General features: G+C 62.1%; 15 protein-coding genes. 10 read left to right on the top strand and 5 right to left on the bottom strand.

Annotation, left to right across the window (positions count from 1 at the left end; translation table 11 throughout):
• Nucleotides 1–23 precede the first annotated feature (23 nt).
• Both ilvA and AC0J6G_RS15190 read left to right on the top strand, forming a co-directional pair.
• Complete coding sequence (gene ilvA / locus AC0J6G_RS15195) at nucleotides 24–1,538, top strand: threonine ammonia-lyase, biosynthetic (RefSeq protein WP_475249081.1); 1,515 nt, start codon at nucleotides 24–26, stop codon at nucleotides 1,536–1,538.
• A 27-nt stretch (nucleotides 1,539–1,565) separates the two neighbouring features.
• Nucleotides 1,566–2,006, top strand: a complete 441-nt coding sequence (locus AC0J6G_RS15190) for a DUF2269 family protein (RefSeq protein ID WP_475249079.1) — start codon at nucleotides 1,566–1,568, stop codon at nucleotides 2,004–2,006.
• Nucleotides 2,007–2,063: 57 nt separating this feature from the next.
• On the opposite strand, the gene AC0J6G_RS15185 is transcribed toward AC0J6G_RS15190, so the two are convergent.
• Nucleotides 2,064–2,717 (bottom strand): histidinol-phosphatase, encoded by a 654-nt coding sequence (locus tag AC0J6G_RS15185; RefSeq protein WP_475249077.1) that lies wholly within the window; start codon nucleotides 2,715–2,717, stop codon nucleotides 2,064–2,066.
• 143 nt (nucleotides 2,718–2,860) lie between these two features.
• Here AC0J6G_RS15185 and AC0J6G_RS15180 point away from each other — a divergent pair, with 143 nt between their 5' ends.
• The 3 genes from AC0J6G_RS15180 to AC0J6G_RS15170 are packed head-to-tail and all read left to right on the top strand — an operon-like array spanning nucleotide 2,861 to nucleotide 6,521.
• Nucleotides 2,861–3,340, top strand: a complete 480-nt coding sequence (locus tag AC0J6G_RS15180) for an RNA pyrophosphohydrolase (protein ID WP_475249075.1) — start codon at nucleotides 2,861–2,863, stop codon at nucleotides 3,338–3,340.
• Nucleotides 3,341–3,358: 18 nt separating this feature from the next.
• Nucleotides 3,359–5,638, top strand: coding sequence for a phosphoenolpyruvate--protein phosphotransferase (gene ptsP, locus AC0J6G_RS15175; RefSeq protein ID WP_475249073.1), 2,280 nt, complete (start codon nucleotides 3,359–3,361; stop codon nucleotides 5,636–5,638).
• Nucleotides 5,639–5,651: 13 nt separating this feature from the next.
• Nucleotides 5,652–6,521 carry a DUF6929 family protein gene (locus AC0J6G_RS15170; protein WP_475249071.1) on the top strand — a complete coding sequence of 290 codons (870 nt, stop codon included), beginning with the start codon at nucleotides 5,652–5,654 and terminating at the stop codon, nucleotides 6,519–6,521.
• A gap of 5 nt (nucleotides 6,522–6,526) precedes the next feature.
• On the opposite strand, the gene AC0J6G_RS15165 is transcribed toward AC0J6G_RS15170, so the two are convergent.
• Nucleotides 6,527–7,273, bottom strand: coding sequence for an NRDE family protein (locus tag AC0J6G_RS15165; RefSeq protein ID WP_475249069.1), 747 nt, complete (start codon nucleotides 7,271–7,273; stop codon nucleotides 6,527–6,529).
• A 3-nt stretch (nucleotides 7,274–7,276) separates the two neighbouring features.
• Nucleotides 7,277–7,645 carry a hypothetical protein gene (locus AC0J6G_RS15160; RefSeq protein ID WP_475249067.1) on the bottom strand — a complete coding sequence of 123 codons (369 nt, stop codon included), beginning with the start codon at nucleotides 7,643–7,645 and terminating at the stop codon, nucleotides 7,277–7,279.
• A 121-nt stretch (nucleotides 7,646–7,766) separates the two neighbouring features.
• Between AC0J6G_RS15160 and AC0J6G_RS15155 the strand changes: the two genes are divergently transcribed.
• From AC0J6G_RS15155 to AC0J6G_RS15145, 3 genes are read left to right on the top strand one after another with little or no spacing between them, the layout of a single operon-like run.
• Nucleotides 7,767–8,549 carry a sulfite exporter TauE/SafE family protein gene (locus tag AC0J6G_RS15155; protein ID WP_475249065.1) on the top strand — a complete coding sequence of 261 codons (783 nt, stop codon included), beginning with the start codon at nucleotides 7,767–7,769 and terminating at the stop codon, nucleotides 8,547–8,549.
• Nucleotides 8,550–8,558: 9 nt separating this feature from the next.
• Nucleotides 8,559–9,362, top strand: coding sequence for a prolipoprotein diacylglyceryl transferase (lgt, locus tag AC0J6G_RS15150; RefSeq protein ID WP_475249063.1), 804 nt, complete (start codon nucleotides 8,559–8,561; stop codon nucleotides 9,360–9,362).
• Nucleotides 9,359–10,153 carry a thymidylate synthase gene (locus AC0J6G_RS15145; RefSeq protein WP_475249061.1) on the top strand — a complete coding sequence of 265 codons (795 nt, stop codon included), beginning with the start codon at nucleotides 9,359–9,361 and terminating at the stop codon, nucleotides 10,151–10,153. The genes lgt and AC0J6G_RS15145 overlap by 4 nt, the downstream gene beginning before the upstream one ends.
• Before the next feature lie 35 nt (nucleotides 10,154–10,188).
• Here AC0J6G_RS15145 and AC0J6G_RS15140 read toward each other — a convergent pair whose 3' ends face one another.
• Together AC0J6G_RS15140 and AC0J6G_RS15135 are read right to left on the bottom strand one after the other, a co-directional pair.
• Nucleotides 10,189–11,556, bottom strand: coding sequence for a DUF3482 domain-containing protein (locus AC0J6G_RS15140; RefSeq protein WP_475249059.1), 1,368 nt, complete (start codon nucleotides 11,554–11,556; stop codon nucleotides 10,189–10,191).
• A 60-nt stretch (nucleotides 11,557–11,616) separates the two neighbouring features.
• A complete protein-coding gene (locus tag AC0J6G_RS15135) occupies nucleotides 11,617–13,011 on the bottom strand; it encodes a DUF2868 domain-containing protein (RefSeq protein WP_475249057.1) in 1,395 nt (464 codons plus the stop codon).
• Nucleotides 13,012–13,178: 167 nt separating this feature from the next.
• Here AC0J6G_RS15135 and AC0J6G_RS15130 point away from each other — a divergent pair, with 167 nt between their 5' ends.
• Both AC0J6G_RS15130 and AC0J6G_RS15125 read left to right on the top strand, forming a co-directional pair.
• Nucleotides 13,179–14,345 (top strand): GGDEF domain-containing protein, encoded by a 1,167-nt coding sequence (locus AC0J6G_RS15130; RefSeq protein WP_475249055.1) that lies wholly within the window; start codon nucleotides 13,179–13,181, stop codon nucleotides 14,343–14,345.
• Between the two features lie 57 nt (nucleotides 14,346–14,402).
• The gene (locus AC0J6G_RS15125; protein WP_475249053.1) at nucleotides 14,403–14,924 is read left to right on the top strand and encodes a dihydrofolate reductase; all 522 of its coding nucleotides are present in this window, start codon (nucleotides 14,403–14,405) and stop codon (nucleotides 14,922–14,924) included.
• The last annotated feature ends 35 nt before the right edge of the window (nucleotides 14,925–14,959 follow it).

The raw sequence follows: 14,959 nt of genomic DNA, 5'->3' as shown, positions 1-14,959 counted from the left end.
GAAAAGCCGCCTGCGATCACGCCATGCTCGAACAGTACGTTAAAAAAATTCTCACCTCGCGCGTCTATGACGTGGCGGTGGAAACCCCGCTGCACGCCGCCAACCAACTTTCCGAGCGCCTGGGCAACCAGATTTTGCTCAAGCGCGAAGACCTGCAGCCGGTGTACTCGTTCAAGATTCGCGGGGCTTACAACAAGCTGGCGCAGCTCTCTGCTGAGGAGCAGGCGTGTGGTGTGGTGACGGCCTCGGCTGGTAATCACGCTCAGGGGCTGGCGTTGGCGGCCAAGGTGCTAGGGGTCAAAGCCACTATCGTGATGCCCAAGACCACCCCAGAGATCAAGGTGCAGGGTGTGCGCTCGCGTGGCGGCAAAGTGGTGCTGCACGGCGACAGCTTCCCCGAGGCGCTGGCTTATTCGCTGAAGCTGGTCGATGAGAAGGGCTACATCTATATCCACCCCTATGACGATCCGCACACCATTGCCGGCCAGGGCACCATCGCCATGGAAATCCTCCGTCAGCAACCCGGCAAGCTGGACGCGATCTTCGTGCCGGTCGGCGGCGGCGGGCTGATTGCCGGCATCGCGGCCTATGTGAAATACCTGCGCCCGGAAATCAAGATCATCGGCGTTGAACCGGACGATTCGAACTGCCTGCAGGCTGCCATGGCTGCTGGCGAGCGCGTGGTCTTGGCGCAAGTCGGGCTGTTTGCCGATGGCGTGGCGGTGGCGCAGATCGGCAAGCACACCTTTGATGTGTGCAAGGACCATGTCGATGAGGTGATCACCGTCAGCACTGACGAGATCTGCGCGGCGATCAAAGACATTTACGACGACACGCGCTCGATCACCGAGCCAGCCGGTGCGCTGAGCGTGGCCGGGATCAAGAAGTACGTGGAGCGCGAAAACTGCCGTGACCAGGTGCTGGTGGGGATCGATTCGGGCGCCAACGTTAATTTCGACCGCCTGCGTCATGTGGCTGAGCGCGCCGAGTTGGGTGAGAAGCGCGAAGCGATCATTGCCGTGACCATCCCCGAGCATCCGGGCAGTTTCAAGGCGTTTTGCGAGGCGCTCGGCAAGCGGCAGATCACCGAGTTCAATTACCGCTACCACGAAGACCGTGAGGCGCACATTTTCGTTGGCGTGCAAACGCATCCCGAGAGTGACCCGCGCGCCGCGCTGGTACAGGGGCTGCGCGACCAGGGCTTCCCTGTGTTGGACCTGACGGATAATGAGTTGGCCAAACTGCATATCCGCCATATGGTCGGCGGCCACGCCGCGGCGGTGCCGGACGAATGCGTGTTCCGCTTCGAGTTCCCAGAGCGGCCGGGGGCATTGTTCAATTTCTTACAAAAGCTTGGTGGTCGTTGGAACATCTCAATGTTCCACTATCGCAACCACGGTGCTGCGGACGGTCGAGTGGTGGCGGGCTTGCAAGTGCCCAGTAACGAGCGGCATCTGCTGCCAGCGGCGCTGGAGGCCATTGGCTACCGCTACTGGGATGAAAGCGACAATCCTGCGTACAAACTCTTTCTTGGCTAAGCCGGAGACCCCGGTAGGACTGAATTAATGGAACATTACCCGTTACTGAAAATGCTGCACATGTTGCCCGGCATCCTCCTACTGATCGGCGTGCCTGTGCACCTGTTTATGTTGTGGAAAGCCTCACGCAGCGGCGATGCGGCCGTGCTGCAGCGTAAGCTCAAGCGCACCCGCCTGATCAGCCTGCCCGTGCTCGGTTTGCTCGCCCTGAGCTTGCCGGTAACCGGCATGGTGCTGGTGGATATGGTCGGCTGGCCATTGAGCCAAACCTGGCTGCTGCTCAGCAGTGTGCTGTTTGCTGTGCTGATGGTGGTGGGGCTGTTGCTGGCCGGCCGCTTGGGTGCCTGGCAGGCCCTCAATGGTGCAGCGGCGCCCCAGCGTTTGTTGGGCTTCTGCGCCGCCTATGCCGGCCTGACCATGCTGTTGCTGCTGGTGATCATGGGCCTGATGGGCGCCAAGCCGGCCTGATGTTTTGCGACAATAAAAACGCCGCCTGATCAGGCGGCGTTTTTATTGGCGGCGGATTCAGCGCAGCGAGATCACCGGCCAGCCGCGTTGTTCGGCTTCGGCGCGAAGTTTCGGGTCGGGGTCGACGGCGAAGGGGTGGGTGACTTGTTCGAGCAGCGGCAGGTCATTCATCGAGTCGCTGTAGAAGTAGCTATCGGCCAGGCTCAGGCCGGTTTCACCGAGCCAGCGCTTGAGGCGGGTGACCTTACCTTCCTTAAAACACGGTACATCCGTGGTGCGCCCGGTGTAGCGCCCATCAGTCATCTCGCACTCGGTGGCCAGCAGCGTGTCGACGCCCAGGCGCGCGGCAATCGGCGCGGTGACGAAGCGGTTGGTGGCGGTGATGATCAGCAGCTTGTCGCCGGCTTCACGGTGCTCGGCCAGTAGCGCTTCGCCTTTGGTCAGGATGATCGGCTCCACGCAATCACGCATAAACTCGCGGTGCCACTGCTCCAGCTGGGCCATTTCGCTGCGGCCGAGGATTTCCAGGCTGAAATTCAGGTAATCGGTAATGTTCAGGCGGCCGGCCAGGTAGTCCTGGTAGAACTCATCATTGCGCGCCTTGTAGGCCATCCCATCAAGGATGCCGCGCTCACACAGATAATCCCCCCAGGCGTGATCGCTGTCGCCGCCGAGCAGGGTGTTGTCGAGATCGAATAAAGCCAAACGCACAGGGCACCTATCTTCGCAAAGGTCTGAGAGGGCTGAGGATAACGGCTTTTACAGGTCATTCCCATTACGCGCCCCGCTCGCGTTGCTGCTGTGACAGCCTTTGTGGAACAATGCCAAAACATGCGTTTACGAGGTTGTGCGCCGTGATCGATTCTGATGGTTTTCGCCCTAACGTCGGCATCATTCTGACCAATGATGACGGCCAGGTACTGTGGGCGCGTCGGATAAACCAAGACGCGTGGCAGTTCCCGCAAGGCGGGATTAATGACCACGAGTCGCCGGAAGATGCGCTGTACCGCGAATTGAACGAAGAAGTGGGCCTGGAGCAGCAGGATGTAAAAATTCTCGCCTGCACCCGGGGCTGGTTGCGTTATCGTCTGCCACAACGACTGGTGCGCACGCACAGCCAGCCGCTGTGCATTGGGCAAAAACAGAAGTGGTTTCTGCTGCGCTTGACCGGCACTGAGGACCGCGTGCGGATGGACCTGACCGGTAAACCGGAATTCGACGGCTGGCGCTGGGTCAGTTACTGGTACCCATTGGGCCAGGTAGTCACCTTCAAGCGCGAGGTTTACCGTCGCGCCTTAAAAGAACTCGCCCCGCGCCTCTTGGCGCGGGACTGACACAGGCTAGAGCCAAGCATGCTCAATACGCTGCGCAAGATTGTCCAGGAAGTAAATGCCGCTAAGGACCTTAAAGCGGCGCTGGGCATTATCGTGCAGCGAGTGCGCGAAGCCATGGGCAGCCAGGTCTGCTCGGTCTACCTGCTGGACCCGGAAACCAATCGCTTCGTACTGATGGCCACCGAGGGCCTGAACAAAAAGGCCATCGGCAAGGTCAGCATGGCGCCCAACGAGGGCCTGGTTGGCCTGGTCGGCACCCGTGAAGAGCCGCTCAACCTCGAACACGCCTCTGAACACCCACGCTACCGTTACTTTGCCGAAACCGGCGAAGAGCGCTACGCCTCTTTCCTTGGCTCACCGATCATCCATCACCGCCGGGTGATGGGGGTTCTGGTCGTTCAGCAAAAGGAACGCCGCCAGTTCGACGAGGGCGAAGAAGCATTCCTGGTCACCATGAGTGCGCAGCTTGCCGGGGTTATTGCGCATGCTGAGGCCACCGGTTCGATCCGTGGGCTGGGCCGGCAGGGTAAGGGTATCCAAGAGGCTAAATTTGTCGGCGTGCCAGGCTCGCCGGGCGCCGCTGTGGGTACGGCGGTGGTGGTATTACCACCGGCTGACCTGGAAGTGGTACCGGACAAGGCGGTCGATGATATCGCTGCTGAATTGACCCTGTTCAACGATGCATTGGAAGGCGTACGCAGCGACATGCGTGCGCTTTCGGCGAAGATGGCCACTCAGTTGCGCCCAGAAGAGCGCGCGCTATTTGACGTGTACCTGATGATGCTCGAAGACGCCGCCCTCGGTAATGAGGTGGTCAAGGTCATCCGCACCGGTCAATGGGCCCAGGGCGCATTGCGTCAGGTGATTGGCGAGCACATCAATCGTTTCGAGTTGATGGATGACGCGTATCTGCGTGAGCGCGCCAGCGACGTCAAAGACCTCGGCCGGCGTTTGCTCGCCTACCTGCAGCAGGCGCGCCAGCAGACCCTGGTTTACCCCGACAACTGCATTCTGGTCAGTGAAGAATTATCGCCGGCCATGCTTGGCGAGGTGCCGGAAGGCAAGCTGGTCGGCCTGGTCTCCGTGCAGGGTTCGGGCAACTCGCATGTGGCGATCTTTGCTCGCGCCATGGGTATTCCCACGGTCATGGGCGTGGTGGACCTGCCGTACTCGAAAATCGATGGCATCCAGCTGATCGTCGATGGTTATCACGGCGAAGTGTTCACCAACCCCAGCGAAATACTGCGCAAGCAATACGCCGAAGTGGTCGAGGAAGAACGCCAGCTGGCCCAGGGCCTGGATGCGCTGCGCGGCTTACCTTGCGAAACCCTCGACGGCCACCGCATGCCGCTGTGGGTTAACACCGGCCTGCTTGCCGACGTGAAGCGTGCCCAGGAGCGCGGCGCGGAAGGCGTCGGCCTGTACCGCACCGAAGTGCCGTTCATCATGAAGGAGCGCTTCCCCAGCGAAAAAGAACAGCTGGCGATTTATCGCGAGCAGCTGGCTGCTTTCCATCCGTTGCCGGTGACCATGCGCAGCCTCGATATCGGCGGCGACAAGGCCTTGAGTTATTTCCCGATCAAGGAAGACAACCCCTTCCTCGGTTGGCGCGGTATTCGTGTGACCCTCGACCACCCAGAGATTTTCCTGGTGCAGACCCGCGCCATGCTCAAGGCCAGCGAAGGGCTGAATAACCTGCGCATTCTGCTGCCGATGATTTCTGGCGTTCAGGAGCTGGAAGAAGCGCTGCACCTGATTCATCGCGCCTGGGGCGAGGTGCGTGATGAAGGCACCGACGTACCATTGCCACCGATTGGAGTGATGATCGAGATTCCCGCTGCGGTCTATCAGGTGCGCGAATTGGCCCGTCAGGTGGACTTCCTTTCGGTCGGTTCCAACGACCTGACCCAGTACTTACTGGCTGTGGACCGCAATAACCCTAGGGTTGCCGACCTTTACGACTTCCTCCACCCTGCCGTATTGCAGGCGCTTCAACTTGTGGTTGCAGGCGCACATGCTGAAGGCAAGCCGGTGAGTATCTGCGGTGAGATGGCCGGTGACCCGGCAGCTGCAGTGTTGCTGATGGCCATGGGGTTTGATGGGTTGTCGATGAACGCCACCAACCTGCCCAAGGTGAAATGGCTGCTGCGGCAGATCAGCATGGGCAAGGCCAAGGAACTCTTGGGCCAGGTGATGAGTATCGACAGCCCGCATGTGATCCACAGCACCTTGCAACTGGCCCTGCGCAACCTTGGGCTGGGCCGCATGATCAATCCGGCATCGGATATTCAGGCGTGAGCGCACGCCGCGCGTGCTGAACTTCGCGGATAACCCTCTCGAATTGCGCCAGCTCGCCACCCTGCGGCTGTCGGCGGTCAGTGCACTGGTGTGTCAGGGTCAGAGCCTGTGGGTGCTGGCTGACGATGCGCTGGTGCTGCAACGCTACGGCCTGAATGGCGAGTGGCAGGCCGAACAACCGCTGCTTGCCGGCGATTTACCTGCAGATGCCAAGCAGCGTAAGCGGCTTAAGCCGGATTTCGAGGCGTTGTTGTTATTACCCGAAGGTCGCCTGCTGGCGCTGGGCTCCGGTTCAACCAAGCGGCGTTGTCGCGGTTGCCTGGTTGAATCGGGCCATGTTTGGGTTATCGACCTCACCCCTTTGTGTGGCGCGCTCGCCGGGCACTTGCAGGACCTGAATATCGAAGGTGGCGTGGTCTATCAGGGGCAGTTGCTGCTGGCGCAGCGCGGCAATGGCCGTGGCCGGGAAAATGCGTTGGTGGTGCTCAACCTGGAGCAGGCGCTGCGTGATCTGCAAACTCAACAACTGAGCGCCGCCGCGCTGCAACGTATCGTGCCGCTGCAATTGCCGGCGCTGGACGACGTGCCATTGAGCCTCACTGATCTCAGCGTGGCGCCAAGCGGCGCGCTCTATTTCACGGCGACGGCGGAGGCCACCGACTCCAGCTACCTTGATGGTGCCTGTGCCGGCAGCGTGCTGGGGCGACTGGATGCGCAACTGGCGATCGTTGAGCTGAACCGCCTGACGCCTGTGGTCAAGATTGAAGGGTTGGCCTTCCAAGCGGATGGCCGACCGCTGCTGGTGGCTGACGCCGATGACCCGACGATCGCCTCGCCGCTGTTTACCCTCGGCGGATTCAGCGAGCTAGCCCTCAGCCACTGAGCGCGTCAACACTGCACAACAACCTCACCCAACCAGCTGCCATTGCTGCCGAATGAGCGCTCGACCAGCCTGCGGCTGCCGTCGGCATTAACGACCAACGCGGTGCTGGCGCGCGTGCCGTAAGTTGGGCTGGCAATAAATACACTGGACAGCAAGCGCTCAGCAGTCAGGCCGATGCCGGTGTGCGGGAGGTCCGCATCCGCCGGTTGTGTGGCGTCGGTCAACAGGTCGAGCAGGGTGTGTGGCTGTGGCGCCTGCAGCTTGTTATGCAGCGCCTGCTTGGCCCGCAGCAGTTTCGGCCAGGGTGTATTGAGATTGGCATTGGACAGGCCGTGCACCCCTGCAGGCAGTGCGCTGGCCCGTGCTTGCTGAGAGTTGAAGTGCCAGAGTTGTTGCGGGTCGCCCAGCAGCAGGTTAAAGCCGCTGTAGTGCCGATGTTGCTGTTTCAAGTCTTGGAGAAAGGCTGCGCAGCTCTGGCTGCCGCTCAAAAATGCCTGAGCCAACTCACCCCGAGAGCGCGACCCTTGTGGCTGGTCAGGGGCGCGGATATTAGTCAGCGCGGCAAAGCGCCCATTGGGACCGACGCCCAGCCAGGTTCCACCGGCTTGCAGGTCGCGACCGGCAAATACGCCCGGCGCGTCGGGCCACTCGGCCAGCAGTTGGCTTGGCCGGGCATAAAACTCATCACGGTTGGCGGCTACCAGCAGCGGCTGGGCATGGCCGGGGCGCCAGGCCAGTACGATCAGGCACATGGGTTAGCTCCTTAATTTCGCCAGCACGCCAGCGCTGTCCAGCTCAGGCCCCATATGCAGGCGCACCTTACGCGCGCCGCAGCCCAGGCCAAGCTCTAGCAAGATGCGCTCTTCGACCTGCGACAAGCCACCTTCCAGGCGTTCTAGGGGTTGAATCAGCAGCTGGGGCGGTACGCTCAGCCGCAGGAAGTGCTTGGGCAGTAGTTGCGCTAGCGCATGCTGCAGCAGGTGTTCCGCCACCGCAAAATCGGCCACCAGCAGGCGTTGATTGCTGAAGGGCGGGTCAGCTTGCAGGCTGAGCGTGCGGCCACTTTGCAGGTGTGTGAGGTGCATCTGGTTACAGCTCAGCTTCAGGTACAAGGTCGGTCGCACGGCGCTCTATTCCTTAGCGGGTCCTGGCACTGTACGCAAAGCCCATGAGGACATCCATCGCCCAAACTAGAGTCCAGCCCTGCGCATCCGTTACCATGCCGGATTGTTTGCGGGGGTGGCGATGGAACTGGTGTTGTATTTAGTCTTGGGGGCGGCGGCGGGTACGCTGGCCGGCCTATTCGGTGTGGGTGGCGGCATCATCATCGTGCCGGTACTGGTGCTGAGTTTTGCCGCACAGGGGTTCGACTCTGCCGTTTTGACCCATCTGGCCGTCGGCACGTCATTGGCGACCATTATTTTCACCTCGATCAATGCGGTGCTTGAACACCAGCGTAAGGGCGCCGTGCTTTGGCCCGTATTTGCCTGGATGACCCTGGGCATTTTGTTCGGCGCAGCCATTGGCGCGGTCACTGCAGCGGCCATTCAGGGCCCCATGCTGCAAAAGATCATCGGCGCATTCGCCATCATCATTGCCATACAGATGGCCCTGGAGTTGAAACCCAACCCCAGCCGTACGGTCCCACTTAAGCCGGGGCTGACCGTGGCGGGAATGGTGATTGGCTGGGCTTCGGCAATCTTTGGCATCGGCGGTGGTTCACTGAGTGTGCCATTCCTGACCTGGCGCAGCGTGCCGATGCAGAAGGCTGTAGCAACGTCCTCAGCCTGTGGTCTGCCAATTGCTGTGGCCAGCGCCCTGAGCTTTATCTGGCTGGGTTGGGATAAACCCGAGCTGCCGGAGTGGAGCCTGGGGTTTGTCTACCTGCCCGCGTTGGTGGGTATCGCTATTCCGAGTATGTTTTTTGCCCGCGTGGGGGCCCGTTTGGCGCACAAGCTGTCGCCGCGCCTGCTCAAGCGTCTATTTGCCCTGCTGCTGTTTAGCGTGGGCTTAAGTTTTTTGATTTGAGGAATTGAAATGCTGCCTTACCCGCAGATCGACCCGGTTGCGCTGGCCCTTGGCCCGCTGAAAATCCACTGGTACGGCCTGATGTACCTGATCGGCATTGGCGGCGCCTGGTGGCTGGCCTCGCGCCGGGTTAACGCTTTTGCGCCGACCTGGAACAAAGAAAAACTCTCTGACCTGGTGTTCTGGGTGGCCATGGGGGTGATTCTCGGCGGCCGACTGGGCTACGTATTGTTTTACGACCTGGCAGCCTATATCGCCGAGCCGGCGCGCATGTTGCGCATCTGGGAAGGCGGCATGTCGTTCCACGGCGGCCTGATCGGCGTGATGCTGGCCACCTGGTGGTTCGGCAAGCGCAACAACAAGAGCTTCTTCGAGTTGATGGACTTTATCGCGCCGCTGGTGCCGATTGGTCTGGGTGCCGGTCGTATTGGCAACTTCATCAACGCCGAACTCTGGGGCAAGGCCACCGATGTGCCGTGGGCGATGGTCTTCCCGACCGACCCGCAGCAACTGGCGCGCCACCCGTCGCAGCTGTATCAGGTGGCCCTGGAAGGCGTGGCGCTGTTTGTCATCCTCTGGCTTTACTCGCGTAAACCACGCCCGACCATGGCGGTGTCCGGCATGTTTGCCATGTGCTATGGAATCTTCCGTTTTATCGTTGAATTTGTCCGCGTACCGGATGCCCAACTCGGCTACCTCGCGGGCGGCTGGCTGACCATGGGCCAGGTGCTCTGCGTGCCGATGGTGCTCGGCGGCCTGGGCCTGATTGCCTATGCCTACAAACGTCAGGCGGCACAGGAGGCCACGCCATGAAACAGTACCTCGACCTGATGCGCTTGGTGCGCGACACCGGCACCTTCAAAAATGACCGCACCGGCACCGGTACCTACAGCATTTTCGCCCATCAGATGCGCTTCAACCTGGCCGACGGCTTCCCGCTGGTGACCACCAAGAAGTGTCACCTGAAATCGATCATTCATGAGTTGCTGTGGTTCCTCCAGGGCGACACCAACATCAAATACCTGAAGGACAACGGCGTACGCATCTGGGATGAGTGGGCCGATGAAAACGGTGACCTCGGCCCGGTGTACGGTTACCAATGGCGCAGCTGGCCGGCGCCAAACGGTGGCTCGATCGACCAGATCAGCAAGCTGATCGAGATGATCAAGACCAACCCGGACTCGCGCCGCCTGATCGTCTCTGCCTGGAACCCGGCGCTGGTCGAGCAGATGGCCCTGCCGCCGTGCCATGCGCTGTTTCAGTTCTACGTGGCCGACGGCAAGCTGAGCTGCCAGCTGTATCAGCGCTCGGCGGACATCTTCCTCGGCGTGCCATTCAATATCGCCAGCTACGCGCTGCTGACCCTTATGGTCGCCCAGGTGTGCGGTCTGCAGCCGGGTGACTTTATCTGGACCGGCGGCGACTGCCACCTGTACGCCAACCATATCGAGCAGACCGATCTGCAACTGACGCGCGAACCGTTACCGTTGCCGGTGATGAAGCTCAACCCCGACGTGAAAGACCTGCTGGCGTTCAAATTCGAAGACTTCGAACTGGTCGGCTACCAGGCGCATCCGCATATTCCGGCGCCTGTCGCGGTCTGATCGTTAATCGCGGCCATGGCCGCGATGTCTTAGAGCTAGAGCAACTCCGCCGCCAACTTCTGCACCTGCTCCTGGCGCTCGCCATCTTCCAGCGTTGCGCCGGGGTTGAGCGATGACCATTCCGGATGCGCGCGGGCTTTGTGCAGGGCCTCCGGCAGTTTGCCTTCGCGCCAGCTGGCGTCCTGCGGGGTGTTCAGGTTGATGGTCTCAACCGCGGCATGGCCGCGGGCTTCCAGTGCGTGCAGCAGTTGCTGCTGGCGCAGGGCGAGCAGGCGCAGTACCGCGTCGTCCACGCTCAGCTCGCGTTGGCCTTTGAGTTTGCCTTTCAGTCGCGCGCCATAGCCGCGCAGGGTTTGTGCGCTGCCGCCGAGCACGGCGCCGATAAGCGCAGCTGCGCCGAGGGTGAGGCCGCCGACCAGCAGATCGACGCCCACCCCGGTCGCTGCACCTGCTGCCATGCCGCCGCCAACCGTGATGCCCAGTTGTTTGAGGGTTTCCGGGTTGAACAAATCGTCCCCCCAGCGTCCGTCGAGCAGCGGCAGGTCACCGGCCTTGGCGTCGTCCTGGCGGAAGGCATACAAACGCAGTAGGGCTTCCACGCAGCGTTGTTCGCGCTGACGAATGGTCTGGTGCAGGTCGCGGATGGCGCCTTGTTCCAACACGGTTTGCGCGGTCACGCTGCGGCGGCAGGCGGCGCAGTCGAGCAGCAATTCGGCAATCAGTCGGGCCGCGCTGTTGCGCCGCAGTTGGCGTTGCGCCTGGTGGTCGTCGATCAGCCGTTGCAGTTGCGGGCGGGCTTTTTCTTGCAGCAGGGCCAGGCTGTCGTACAGGCGGCGTTCGCCATCCAGCGGCGGCGCCACGCTGTCGAAGCACACCAGTGCATGCAGGCCGAGGCGGGCAAGGGCATCGCGCCAATCCTGCTCGCGGTGCTGGCTGCTGCTGACGAAGTTCAGCACTGGCAGCAACGGTCGGCCGCACATGCTCAGCACCGCCAGTTCGTCACGGTATTTGGCCAGCACCGGTTCTCGCGCATCGATGACATAGAGGCCGGCATCCGAGGCGAGTAATTGACGCAGCACTTTGGCTTCTTGTTCGAAACGCTGGCGCGCTTCGCTGCCGTCGAGAAAGCGCGCCAGGCGTGCTGGCCCGTCCAGGCGTTCACCGGGGCGATCCAAGCGTTCCAGGTAGTCGAGCAGGGCGATGGCGTCTTCCAAGCCGGGGGTGTCGTACAGCTCCAGCAACGCCTCGCCGTCCACCGACAGGCGCGCACCCTCGACGTGGCGGGTGGTGCTGGGGCGATGGGACACTTCGCCAAAGCCGACGTCGCGGGTGAGGGTGCGCAACAGCGAGGTTTTGCCGACATTGGTGTGGCCAACCACCGCCAACTTCAGTGGGGGGCTCATCGTAGGCTCCGCAGGGTGGATGACGCTTTACTCAGGTCACCTAGCCCGGCCTGATCAATGTCAGTCATGGCCGCTCTCCAGCCAGCTAAGCGGCAGGCTGTCGCTGTGCTGCAACTGCAGTTGATCCAGTGCGCGATGCCAGTCGCCCAGGCGGTCGCTGTCGAGTGCCTGGCCAGGCGGCGGTTGCAGCAGCCAGATGCGTGTGGCCCCAGCCGTGCGCGCCAGTTCGCCGAGCAGCGCCAGGCTGCCACGGTCCGGCGAGCGGCGCGGGTCGCAGGCAATCAGCAGGCGCGCAGGCGGGAAGCGCGTCAGCTGGTCGAGCAGGTGTTTGCGTTGTTCACGGCTGTCGATCACCCCGGCATGGCTGATGCTTTTGGGCAGCGCGGGTGGCCAGCTGCGTTGTGGGTCCAGCTCGACGCCCACCAGCAGGGCGCCCTGACTGTCAAATTGGTTGTGGCCTGCTTGCACTTGATGCAGCTGCGCGGGTGCGCTGTCGCACACACCGAGGCGTTCGCTACTGGGTTGCAGGCGCTCGCGCAGCATGCTGTAAACGGGCAGGTTGAGGTCCACGCTCAGCGCTGCGCAGCCCCGTCGCCAGCGCCACAGGCAAACCAGCAACAGCCCCAGGCGCGGCACGATGCCGTAGACCAGCAGCACGCCCACCAGCCAGCCGGCCCAGCTCAGTCGCGCGCGTTCGTTGGCCAGTGCGCTGTCGCCGCTGGCACGGATCAGTTCGGCATCCGGTAGGCTGAAACCAAGCAGGGCCGGCAGGCTGCCGAGGGCTTGGGTTAAGGCGATAAAGCTGTCGCCGCCCAGCAAGGTGCTTTCCCAGACAAAGCCGTAACGGCGAGTGGTCAGCAGGGCGAGCAGGGTCAGCAGTGCGGTGAATAGGGTCAGCAGCCAGAACCCCTGCACCAATACGCCCAAGCCCCAGCGGCTCAGGCGTTGGCGTTGCAACATCAGCAGCAGGGCGGGGGCCAGCTGTGCGGCCTGGGCGTCGCGGGCGAGCTTGGCGCTCAGCCACAACCATAAATGCCCCAGCGCGCCGGCACTGTCTCGGCTCAGCAGCAGGCTCAGTGTCCAGCCCACCAGCAGAATCAGGTTTAGCCCGAGCAGGCTGCCCAAGGCCCAGAACACATTGACCGGACGCAAACCATCGCCCAAGGCCGTCACTGCCAAGCCGCTGCCGCTGATGATGGCCAGCACCACCAGCAGCAACCCGGCCAGGCGGGCACCGTGCAGCCAATGCTGCAGCGCCTGCACATGGCCATCACGCTCGCCCAGCAGCCAGGCGCGAGTCTGGATGCGTTCAGCGAGTGGGCCGCCCTGGGCTTGGGCGCGGCGGTTGGCCTCGCTGTCTTCCAGCGGCCCGGCATGCTCTTCGCGCAGGCGAATGGTTTCGCTTAGCCAGAGGCGATGCAGGCGGCTGGGTGAGGGTTGATCGAGTGGGCTCACACCGTGTTCCGTTGGTGAATGGTAAACAGAGGATAACCGCAGCCGGTGGTGGATGGCACCGTTGTGCGTGTGTACGCCGGCGATCAGTCCAGCTAGGCTGGGAGCATTAGCGGCTGGCGGTCTCGGTTGTTGGCCGTGGATGAATAACAATAAAAGCGAGTGCCATCGTGAAGTTACCGCACCTTGAGTGGGTTAATCAGGATTCACCGTACCTGCGGCAGCACCAACAGGGGTTTCGCGCGCTGCAGTTTGACGCTGAGCTGGAGCAGGCGTTCAAGCGCTATCACGCCAATGTGTTCCTGCGGCGCATGCGCTGGGCGTTGCTGGTGGCAACGCTGCTGGCGCTGCTCTTTGTGCTGTTAGACGCGATCAACATGCCGGACTCGCTGCGCAGCCAGGTGCTGACCTTGCGCCTGGGGATCATTCAGCCGTTACTGCTGCTGGCGTGGTTGGCAACCTATCGGCGCGGTCTGCGCGATCACCTGCAGTTGATTGGCGGCGCTGTGGCGCTGCTTTGCGGCCTGTCAGTAGCGGGGATTATCGGCCTGGCTCGCCATCACCAGTTTGCCCTGCCTTATGAGGGCATCATTCTGGTCACGGTGTTTTTCTACTTCCTCACCGGCCTGCGCTTCAGTACTGCGGTGTTGTGCGGCTGGCTGACCTTTATGGCCTACCTGGCGGTGGAAATCAGTACGGGTTTGCGCGGTGACGTGCTGCTGAGCAATAGCCTGTTTCTGGCCCTGGCCAATATTATCGGCTCGGTGGGTTGCTACTCATTGGAGTACGCCACGCGGCAGAACTTCCTCGCTCATGGCCTGCTGCAGGACCTGGCCGAAAAAGACTTTCTCACCGGGCTGCTCAACCGTCGCGCCTTTACCGAGCGTGCCGAGCGCAGTTGGCGTCAGGCGCAGCGGGAGAAACAGGCCCTGGGCGTGGTGATGATGGATGTCGACTTCTTCAAGCGCTACAACGACCACTATGGCCATGTCGCCGGTGACGAGGCGTTACGGCAGATCGCTCGGGTGATCGCCGAGCATGCCCGGCGGCCGCTCGACTGTGCGGCGCGTTACGGCGGCGAGGAGTTTGTCGGGGTCTGGTATGGCCTGAGTGAAGAGCAGCTGATGGCGATTTTGCAGGACATCCGCCGCGCCACTGAAGCCTTGGCGCTGAGCCATGCGTACTCGGATGCCGCCGCCGTAGTCACGCTTAGTGTCGGCCTGGCCTACCTGACGCCGCAGCCGCACCAGAGTTTGGCGGATGCCCTGCGCTTGGCGGATGTCGCCCTCTATCTGGCCAAGGAGCAGGGGCGCAACCGAGTGGTGGGCAAGCGGTAGGCGGGTAAACGCAGGCCAGGCTTCAATGATCGCCGCGCAGGCGGTATTCTCGCCGCTATGAAAAATTCATTGCCCCTCTGCCTGATCGCGGCCCTTGCGGACAACCGTGTGATCGGCCGCGACAATCAACTGCCCTGGCACCTGCCAGCGGACCTCAAACACTTTAAAGCGCTGACCTTGGGTAAGCCGATCATCATGGGTCGTAAAACCTGGGATTCACTGGGGCGTCCGTTGCCCGGGCGACTCAACCTGGTGGTCAGCCGTCAGTCTGGTTTGCAGCTTGAGGGGGCTGAAGTCTTCCCTACGCTGGAGGCTGCCCTTGAGCGGGCCGAGGCTTGGGCGCAGGCCAATGGTGCCGATGCCCTGATGCTGATCGGTGGCGCCCAGCTGTATGCGTTGGGCTTGGCCCGCGCCCAGCGCTTGTACCTGACGCGCGTTGCGCTCAGCCCCGAGGGCGATGCGTATTTCCCCGCGTTGAACCCGGCGCACTGGCAGCTTCACGAGGAGGCCGCGCATGTAGCCACTGCGCAAACGCCTGCCTACGTCTTTGAAACCTGGGAACGGCACACCGCGAGTTAAACAGGCCGGTCGCCACCGCAGATTGCGGCTCTGGC

The sequence above is a fragment of the Pseudomonas sp. TS_SC_3 genome (assembly GCF_056156225.1).
Note: the sequence above shows the minus strand (reverse complement) of the source record. Positions and strands in the feature narration are given on the sequence as shown.